We start from the raw sequence: 7,808 nt of genomic DNA, 5'->3' as shown, positions 1-7,808 counted from the left end.
GAAGGTAAAAACATTTTTCATTTGAAGTAAATACAAAACGATTGTTTTTGCATTTTGTCGTAAAATGCAAAATAAAAGTTTTGCAAAAACCTTGCAATATTTTTTCAATTTAGTTATATTTAAAGTAAGAAATCTGGAAAATACGTTTTGCAAAATTAGGAGGAATGAAAAGTATGAATATTCAGAAAATAGTCGAAAAAATCGAAACTTTAAAAATGGCAAAAATTGGAAATGAAGAGATTAAGAATATCTTAGAACTCGAAGAGTCCGTTGAAGACATTATGAAGAAATTCGAAGAAGAACAGAAATTAAAAACCATCGATGAAATCGTTGAATACTTCAATAAAGAAACGAAGAGTGAAGACTGGAGTTACTACAAAGTCTTTCGACTTATTAAAAGCGGAAAATTACCTTCAACGATGGTAAAAGGAAAGCACAAGATCAACAATGATGATGCCGAGGAATTCATTGGAGAAAGTAAGAAAACAAGAGAAGATTACAAGGAAGAATGCGAAGCATTGAAGAAGCAAATAGAGGTTTTAGAGAAAAAAATAGAAACATTAGAAAAGAAAAAGAAAGCAACGACAACAAGAACTAAAAGAACTACACCAACAAAAGAAGAAACTGCTAAATAAACGACAAAACCGTATCAAATTTGATACGGTGTAGTGTCGGTTTTACAAGTTCTATGGTATTTTTTAAAAATACGCGTTATATTGTGTTTAGACAAAAAAAATGACAAGTGCGTCAACACTTGTCGGGTGATTACTCTCACCAAAAACGTTATTTTCTACTTATACTTTAATGTATATTCTTTGAAAAATCAATATATCCTGCGGATTTTTTGTAGGAAAAAAATGTGAGTAATCTCCCTTTTTTGTTTAAGTAATTTAATCAAAATAGGAGATGTGTACATATGACTAAAGATAAAGTTGTAGATTTTAATCAAGCTGAAAAAAATGCAAGACTGCGTGATTTAGAGAATTCTAAGATATTAACAGAAGATGATATGAAGGTAGCAGATGAATTGCAAGCCAAAGCGAACGCTCGTGGTATGAAGCTTGTTCCAGAACGTAGAATTAAAAATAGAGCGAAATTTGCTCAATTAATACAAGATAATATAGATTATCTCGAAGAGATCAATTACTTTGATAATAAAGAGATTGTGTTTCTTTGGAAGATAAGTAGAAAAGTTGGTTTTTTATCAAATTGTATTGTAGATGATATTCATAAGAAGAGTCCAGTTCCTTTGACTCAAACAGAGATTGCAGCGGTTGTAAAGAGAACTAAAAACAATATAAATCCAATTATTAATTCATTAGTAGACAAAGGGATTCTTGCTGTAAGTGAAACAGGATTACTTGAAAATAATGCAAGAGCAAATGCTTATTTTATGAATCCTAATATCATTTTTGCTGGAAACAAAGACGATGTTAATTTAACATTACGAGCAATGTTTTCAAAGATTCCAAAGGAATTAAAAAAATTACCTGTAAAACTCTTTTAAGTTAAAATATGTAAAAATATGGAAAAAGACTGATATACGTTGATATATCAGTCTTTTTTTGCTGTTCTTAAAATCGAGAACTAAAGTTCTTAAAAATAAGAACAGCGAAATATCCAAAAAAACCAGTAATATCAATACCTCATACCACTTTTACAAAGTACTACTCTCTCACTCTATATATTGTTTTGCTTTTTTTGAGTAAAGAACTAGGTAGTATTTTTTGCGAAGAACGTGCAAAAAATCTCCACCCTCGCAATCTCGCAAGCTCGTGTTGCGTTCTTGACACAAAAAATTTTCGTCGTGTGAATGGCTTTGCCAAGCCGATATACCAAAAAGGATTTTATGCAATTTATCGGCTTGGCTACCAATTGTACGACGAAAAACGCTGTGCATACATATATTCTTACTCCAAATGTAGTGTAAAAAACCTTTTAAAACCGTGCGGTTTCGTCCGCACACTACGAGCCAACCTCAACCCAAAAAGTAATGGGAAAACCGCTAAAACACAAGTGCAGAAACCAAAAAAACAGAATTAATTTATCAAAAAGCGGGATTTCTGCTTTTAAGATCGAAGATCAGTCCGCTTCGCTCGTGAAGATCAGGACCTTGTTTGGTATCTTGAAACCAAAACCCAAAGGAAAGGTGTTTTTTTGGGGTTGAATTACATACAATATTAGTGGTGGAGGCCTGCATATGCTAGGATTGGGAAACAACAGTTATAAAAAACTGTTGTTTCCTTTATTGGGAGGTACTTTTATGTTTTATGATGATGAACCAAATTCTCATGAAAATGACCAAATAGAAGAACTTAAAACATTTAGCATAGAGGAATCTGTCAAAATGAAAAAAGAACAAAGAAATAGGCGAAATGAAGCGTATTATAAAAAAATAAATGAACTGAAGAAACGATCTGATGAATTGAAACAACAAATAAAAGATGAGCGCACTTAATGTGTGCTTTTTTTTATGTCCAACGGACATGGCATATGTGAAAAACGAACAAAAAACGCTCAAATTTCAATTTTTATTGTTTCTGACGATAGAATACCTTTCACAAATGAAAATTTTAACGAGACAGGCATTTTTGGCAAAGCAGTTTATTAAAATAATAAGGCAAAATAATTTCTGCAAGAGAGGAAAAATATAATTTTTCTTCACAAATCGTTTTTTTCGATTATTATTTGAACAGCTTGGTAGATTTAGGTTTTAAAGCATTTGCAATTTCTTGTAAAGGAATATGGCAGCGTGCTGGCATTAAAACCGTTCTTTTGACCTTCGTTTTTGGGCTTTTAATGTTTTAATCTTTTGCTCTTGATCTTAGGTCTTTGGAACGAAAAAATTTGTGAAGAAACAACAAAAATAAAAGGAGATGATACTAATAAAAAATTAATGGAGAAGGGAAATTTATGCTTTAAAAACTGCCACAGTTTAACAACGCCAATTGTTAAACTAACATTTGTTTGATTGCCAAATCGAACATATATATTTATCTGCTAATTTTTATGTACAGGCGCACACAGAGTTTACGGTCTCTGGGGTGTGCTGTGCAAACGTGAAAACTCGACTGCCAATCGAGGAACCATAGTTTGTACAGACGTCGCGACGTGTATCGAGAGGTACTTGCGTTGTGGCAACGAGGGCTGTGGTCGAAGGACTGCTTCTACTCAATGGTGTATTTGGTATATGGGCGACTAGGAAAAAATGCGAATGAACGTAGTCATTTGTGTTTGTTATAAACGAAGTGGTGTAAATCCACACTGCGGGATAGGTGAAAGCCTATAACGTTGGTCCAGGCGGGGGAGGTAACTGCGGTAACGCAAGTACTAAATAGCTCAACCCGATAAAGGCGCGACACAGTTGTCGTAGTAAAGCGTCCGAAACGAGTCATGTCGTGGATGCAACCTGGTAAATCTAATTGGAGTGGCGAGACCTTGAGTGCGTTGAGAGCATAGTGTACCGAAATCCGTTACGTTGTAACGGGGAGTAAGGGGAAGCTTCCATATTCTGTCCCAATCCGTAAGGATTACAAACTATTGCTGGAGCGACCAGACCAATTATGATGAAGTTTATAAACTAACTAGGCAAGATTCGAACGGTCTTTTTGGAGAATTGGTTGGCCCCAATTTGAATTTAAGATGCGAGGATCGAGAGCGCGTTTGATTAGGTTTCCTGCAAAGGAGTGACTTACTCTGCTAGAGGTGGTGGAGTTTGCATTAGTCGTGAGGTTGGCCCCTTACATTGTGACTAGACTAAAAGAATGCATCTATGGTGAAAAAAATTAGCAGAATTATTGATTTATCAGTAGTTGACAGGGATGTCGTGTTCTAGGTTTTTTTTCATCGGGAGGTGATCTGTATGGACACTAAATATCTATGTCAGAGTTGGCAAGCGTTAATTCAACAGGTGGTGTATCTCTGTGGCAGGGGCTATCACTACTATCATATCTTGTATTTACCAAGTCATAAGGAGGATAAATTTTTACAGATTGATAAGAAACTAATAAACAAATATAAGACAGATACTAAACCATATACACGCTCTCGACTCAAGGGGCGAGGCGTGTGTAATTATTTTTATATTCGTTACAACAACATAGCATTGATTATGAAGACCGAAGGGTCTATACAAGATGGTATTGTTGAAGATGACAAGTTTTCAGATGTACGCTATTCGCCAATGATTTTAAAAATCAGCGAAATAGTGTCTTTGAGTATACATTATTTTGAGAAAAAGAGACTTACAGTCAAACTAGAAAAGGAGTGTTATCAAACGATAAAGGCTAAATTATTGGATGCTGCAAATACGAAGAACAAATACAAAATGATTAAGACATTTAATATGGTAAATGGCTTCCCTGCGTGGGCGGGCATAATTGCACAAAAGAGACGATTAGCGAAGTTTTTGTGTGAGAAAGCAAAAAAGAACAACGTTCTTTTAGAACAAAAAGAACTACGAATTGTAGACAAACGCACTCCTGTAAAGGTTTGGGTTGAATCATAGACAATATAGCTAAAAGACTTTTGTCCTTATGGATCAAAGTCTTTTTTTTATGCGGTAAAATAAAGGTAAAGTAAAGTAACATAAAGAAAAAAATACTTAGTAGAAACGTTCGAAGAACGGGGGTGAAACGCGTGGAATACGGGCAATTTGCAAAGGAAGTGGCGGATAAGGTTGGAATCAATCCAAACACGCTGCGTAGGTGGTCCCTGGAGCTTGAAAAACTAGATTATGAGTTCGAAAGAAATGAGCGAAGCCAAAGGATTTATTATAAAAAAGATATAAGCGTTCTTGAGAAAATGAAAGAATTTCTAGATAAAAATTTCAGTTTAGAAGAATCTGCAAGACAAAGCTTAGAAGAATCTAAGAAAAACGGAGTAGAAACGGTCAGCGTTTCCGAAGAAATGAACGTTACGACAACCATTCAGGAACGTTCAGCAGAAATAACAATTTTTCAAGAAAAGTTCGTGAAAATGGTAGATCAACAAAACAAGATTGTAGAACAAAATCAGCAGATTTTGGATTTATTGCTTGAAGAAAAAAAGGAAAAAGAAGAAGCTCAACGAGAAGTGAAATTATTGCAGAATAAGTTAGATAAAGCAATTTCTTTAATCGAAGAAAATCAGAAAGAAAAAAAGAAAAAAAGAATTTTTGGTATTTTTTAACCCAAAAAAGGATAAACACAACATATTGTGTTTATCCTTTTTATTTCATACTATATATGCTTTATATAATGCTTTACTTTTAAAAATAACTGGAATATAATAGATATTAAGGGGAGAATAAACGTTCGGAAATGAATTAAAATAATAGAGTTAGGAGGTATGTGTTTATGAGTTCAAAACGTGTGACAAGTTCTAAAATTGCAACGACGGCTTCTAAGATTTTACGCGATGGTAGATATGGAAAAGCAGCAAAAAGTGTTGCAGCATCAGCTTTATCTCAAGCAAAATCTAAGAAAAAATAGTTAAAGGAGAGGATGTATTTAATGTTTAAATTTGAAATGAAGGGTCTAGATAAATTACAGAAAGACTTAAAAAACATGGAAAAAGCAGCGAAAGAATTAGAGGGAAAACAAACTGTTCCTCTTTCTGTTCTATTCAATGATTCTTTCATGAAGAAATATACAAAGTTTGATAATTTAGATGCACTTTTTGAAAATAGTGCATTTGAAGTAGAAACGGATGAAGATTTTGCAAAAATTCCTGATGCTGAATGGGATCAGTATATAAAAGAAGTGACTAATTTTGAGAATTGGCAAGAAATGTTGTCTGAAGCGGCTGAGCTTTATGCTCTCAAAAAACTCGGATTTTAATTAAAAATATGCAGGATTTTATGCATTTTTGTATGGAGAAATGTAAAAGAAAAATGCGTGAAATCATTGATAGATTAGTAATGTATAAAAAACTGTATAAGAATACTTAAAAATAAAAAGCGAAATCCTAGGTATATCAGTGGATTTCGTTTTCTCTTTGCTACCGATAATGAGACGTTATGTTAACAGAGTATGTATACCATATACAGCATAAAATTTATCCCTGGCTCCTTTATTCGTGATAACATTTAGAGGGAAATAGGAAACAAAAAAGATATTATTATTTTAATGAATTATTAGAAAGGATTCACTTGTTATGACAAAAAAATTTAAAATTGAAATTCCAAGAGTCTCAAAAGATTTAAAGCAAGCAAATTTTCAAGACATTTTTTATGAAGAAGATCCATATTTATCGAACTGTATCATTGCAAATGGAATAAATGATAACGAGAATATTGATAGAGTAGTTTTATCGAAGGTCATTTTTGAAAATACAACTTTTATAAACAGCTCTTTTAATAGAATTGATATGACTGATGTAGTTTTTGAAAGCTGTGATCTATCCAATGCTAAATTTAACGAAGGGATTATTCATAGGGTTACTTTCAAAAACTGCAAATTATTAGGCACAGATTTTTCAGAGAGTAGTCTTGGAAATGTTTCTTTTGAAAATTGTATTGCAAATTTTAGTACCTTCGCAGAATCACGATTAAAACAAGTCGTATTTGATAATGCATTGTTGAAGAGTGCTAATTACTATGATTGCGAATTATACAAGGTGAAGTTTTATGAATGTGATATCAATGATGTTGATTTCACTGCAACTGCACTCAAAGGAATAGATATTAGTACATGCACATTTGATAATCTCACTGTATCTTTAGATAGTTTAAATGGCTGTGAAGTTTCTTCAGAACAAGCAATTGGATTTGCAATGTTATTAGGATTAAAAGTTAAATGATAAATTCTGAATGAACTAATAGGAGTAGCCCCCATAAAGTATTGTGTTAATCAATTTAGCAGTCTCCGTTTTCTTAACACTTTGCAATAACTACTTCTCATATCATTGTTATTTCACTGCCTGCATCACTTGTGGTATATCTAATTTAAATGAATGGAATTGCACTTTCGCTTTCGAGAATTATGTTAAACGTAAAGCCGTCCTGATGGACGGTTTTTTGTATTTTGTGCAAGATCAAGCGTGGAAGAGGTGCTGGGCTGCTGGCGTAAAGACATAGGGTGGAGGCTCGCTGTCAAGACAGATTCACCGTCTTTACAGTGAGAATTCCCTATGTTAGCCTGCAGGGCTGCCAGCCCCTCACGCGTCCACAGGATTTCCTAAAAATTGGGAATGTGAGTTTTTTTCTCGAAAAATGGATTTTTTGATTTGAGAAACACCAGTGTTTTCAATGATTTTCGGGATTTTGCGAGGTTTTAAAATTCAGAAGGGGTAATTTTGCATATTTTTTCAAAAATGACACACTGAAAATTTTGCATGTTTTATAAAATTGCAAGTTATGAAAATTTCAAAATGAGTAATTTTGCTTATTTTTGCAAATTGCAAATACATATAAAATTTCGATAAAAACAAAATTGCAATAAATGAAAAATTGCAAACTACGAAATTTCATATTTTATAATTTTGCAAAGTATGCAAATTATTATTTTTACAAATTGCAAGTTATAAGAAAATGCAAATTGCAAAGAGTGAAAAATTATATAAAAATTAAAATTGAAATTTTGTATTTTTATTAAAAGTGAAAAATTGCAATGAAATAAAAATTAAATTAGATTAATTTTGCAAATAATAACAATTTAAATAAGTTAATTTTGCATTTTGTTGCAAAATACAAAAGTTAGTTTTTATATTTATAACAAAATACAAAATATAAAAAGCTTATAAACATTGATTTGACAATGTTTATGTTCATTTTTAAATTTTGCACAAAGTGCAAAATTATTGTATTTATATTTTTTATAAAAGAAAAA

8 protein-coding genes are annotated in these 7,808 nt (G+C 32.5%); all 8 read left to right on the top strand.

Features of this window, described 5'->3' with window-relative positions; all coding sequences use genetic code 11:
• Positions 1-173: 173 nt before the first annotated feature.
• The 8 genes from K5S59_RS28110 (at position 174) to K5S59_RS28080 (ending at position 6,780) form a co-directional block, all read left to right on the top strand.
• Entirely contained in the window at positions 174-635 is a 462-nt protein-coding gene (locus tag K5S59_RS28110; RefSeq protein ID WP_212981797.1) for a hypothetical protein, read from the top strand.
• Positions 636-916: 281 nt separating this feature from the next.
• The gene (locus K5S59_RS28105) at positions 917-1,507 is read left to right on the top strand and encodes a MarR family transcriptional regulator (RefSeq protein ID WP_212981798.1); all 591 of its coding nucleotides are present in this window, start codon (positions 917-919) and stop codon (positions 1,505-1,507) included.
• 756 nt (positions 1,508-2,263) lie between these two features.
• A complete protein-coding gene (locus K5S59_RS28100; protein ID WP_168403695.1) occupies positions 2,264-2,458 on the top strand; it encodes a hypothetical protein in 195 nt (64 codons plus the stop codon).
• Between the two features lie 1,404 nt (positions 2,459-3,862).
• On the top strand, positions 3,863-4,507 hold the full coding sequence (locus K5S59_RS28095; RefSeq protein WP_212981799.1) for a hypothetical protein: 645 nt from the start codon (positions 3,863-3,865) through the stop codon (positions 4,505-4,507).
• A 131-nt stretch (positions 4,508-4,638) separates the two neighbouring features.
• On the top strand, positions 4,639-5,169 hold the full coding sequence (locus tag K5S59_RS28090; protein ID WP_212981800.1) for a MerR family transcriptional regulator: 531 nt from the start codon (positions 4,639-4,641) through the stop codon (positions 5,167-5,169).
• A gap of 167 nt (positions 5,170-5,336) precedes the next feature.
• Positions 5,337-5,471 carry a hypothetical protein gene (locus K5S59_RS30390; protein ID WP_259653024.1) on the top strand — a complete coding sequence of 45 codons (135 nt, stop codon included), beginning with the start codon at positions 5,337-5,339 and terminating at the stop codon, positions 5,469-5,471.
• Positions 5,472-5,492: 21 nt separating this feature from the next.
• Positions 5,493-5,819 (top strand): hypothetical protein, encoded by a 327-nt coding sequence (locus K5S59_RS28085; RefSeq protein WP_220784108.1) that lies wholly within the window; start codon positions 5,493-5,495, stop codon positions 5,817-5,819.
• A 316-nt stretch (positions 5,820-6,135) separates the two neighbouring features.
• A complete protein-coding gene (locus tag K5S59_RS28080; RefSeq protein WP_212981796.1) occupies positions 6,136-6,780 on the top strand; it encodes a pentapeptide repeat-containing protein in 645 nt (214 codons plus the stop codon).
• Positions 6,781-7,808 lie beyond the last annotated feature (1,028 nt).

The sequence above is a fragment of the Bacillus sp. BML-BC051 genome, assembly GCF_019656175.1.
GTDB classification, from domain to species: domain Bacteria; phylum Bacillota; class Bacilli; order Bacillales; family Bacillaceae_G; genus Bacillus_A; species Bacillus_A mobilis.
This window is presented reverse-complemented; position numbering and strand designations above follow the sequence as displayed.